The following is a 1,721-nucleotide window of genomic DNA, read 5'->3' on the forward strand; positions in this document are numbered from 1 at the left end:
AAAGCGGAGAAAGTTCACGTAATTTCTCAACAGCGGCTTTGGTAATTGTAAGCAAGTGGTCAATATCTTCTTCAGTAGTGTATTTACCAAAACTAAAGCGAATTGAGCTGTGTGCTAGCTCATCAGATAAACCTAATGCGCGAAGAACATATGAAGGCTCTAAAGTAGCAGAAGTACAAGCGGAACCACTTGATACAGCAGCGTCTTTAAGCGACATCATTAAAGATTCACCTTCAACAAAGTTGAAGCTGACATTTAAATAGTTAGCAACGTTTTGAGTTGGGTGGCCATTTAAGAACACTTGTTCAAGGTCTTGTAAACCGTTCCAAAGTTTGTCACGAAGTTTACGAATACGTTCTTGTTCTGCATGCATTGTTTTGCCTGCAAGTTCAAAAGCTTCACCCATACCAACAATTTGGTGAGTCGCTAAAGTACCAGAACGCATACCACGTTCATGTCCACCGCCATGAATTTGTGCTTTTAGACGAACACGTGGGCTACGACGTACATATAATGCGCCGATACCTTTTGGACCATAAATTTTATGAGCAGAGAAACTCATTAGGTCAATTTTCATTGTAGATAAGTCGATATCGACTTTACCAGCTGCTTGTGCTGCATCTACATGGAAAAACGTTTTATTTGCACGTGTTAATTCACCGATCGCTGCTACATCTGTAACTGTACCAATTTCATTGTTTACCATCATAAGAGAAACAAGAATAGTATCTGGGCGAAGGGCAGCTTTAACCATTTCAGGAGTAATTAAACCTGTTTGTGGTTCTGGCTCTAAATAAGTAATTTCAAAACCTTGTTCTTCCAATTCACGGCAAGGATCTAGAACAGCTTTATGTTCAATTTTACTTGTAATGATATGTTTGCCTTTAGATGCATAGAATTGAGCAACACCTTTAAGAGCAAGGTTGTCTGATTCAGTTGCACCAGAAGTCCAAACGATTTCACGTGGGTCAGCTTTAATTAAGTTTGCGACTTGCTCACGTGCATATTCAACTTTTTCTTCTGCCTGCCAGCCATAAGCGTGGGAACGAGATGCAGCATTACCAAAGGTACCGTCGAAAGTTAAACACTCCATCATACGTTCTGCAACTTGCGGATCTACTGGAGTGGTTGCTGCGTAATCAAGATAAATTGGACGTTTCATATCAAATACCTGTACCCGATAAAAGAGCTGAATCTGTGCCAGTTACATTTTGGCGTAATGCAACAGTTTGAACGTTGTCTCGGCTAATGAGGTTGGCAAGAGTGATTTTAGCTAAATAGTCGGCAATATGATGAGAGAGTTCTTGCCATAAATCGTGAGTAAGACACATTGCACCATTTTGGCAGTTGCCTTTATGGTCACAACGCGTTGCATCAACGGTTTCATTTACGGCTTCAATGATTTCTAACACAGTAATTTCATCAGCGTTTCGAGCCAAATGGTAACCACCATTTGCACCGCGAACACTAGAAACTAACCCATGACGCTTAAGTTTTGCGAACAACTGCTCTAAATAAGCAACTGAAATAGATTGACGTGCGGCAATTTCGGCGAGCGTGATCGTTTGTTCAGTTGGCTGCAAAGCTAAATCAAGTAGAGCAGTCACTGCGTAGCGACCGCGAGTTGTAAGGCGCATGATTCGATACACATGTTAAGACTAGATAATAGGATTTTATGAATCCCGACTAAAATAGTCAAGTTTTTTTATTTTTAATTCAAG

2 protein-coding genes are annotated in these 1,721 nt (G+C 40.5%); both read right to left on the minus strand.

The genetic code is table 11. From position 1 onward, the window contains the following. The coding region (locus VXQ92_RS16810; protein WP_416682586.1) for an IscS subfamily cysteine desulfurase at positions 1 to 1,162 on the minus strand (1,162 nt) is incomplete at its 3' end. Position 1,163: 1 nt separating this feature from the next. Continuing rightward, positions 1,164 to 1,637: an Rrf2 family transcriptional regulator gene (locus VXQ92_RS16815; RefSeq protein ID WP_001241480.1), complete on the minus strand. Its 474-nt coding sequence runs from the start codon at positions 1,635 to 1,637 to the stop codon at positions 1,164 to 1,166. Positions 1,638 to 1,721 lie beyond the last annotated feature (84 nt).

This window comes from Acinetobacter sp. 228 (genome assembly GCF_048147885.1).

Excerpts from the sequence above, each read along its gene's own strand:
- VXQ92_RS16815 (WP_001241480.1), bottom strand. The coding sequence starts at position 1,637 with ATGCGCCTTACAACTCGCGGTCGCTACGCAGTGACTGCTCTACTTGAT.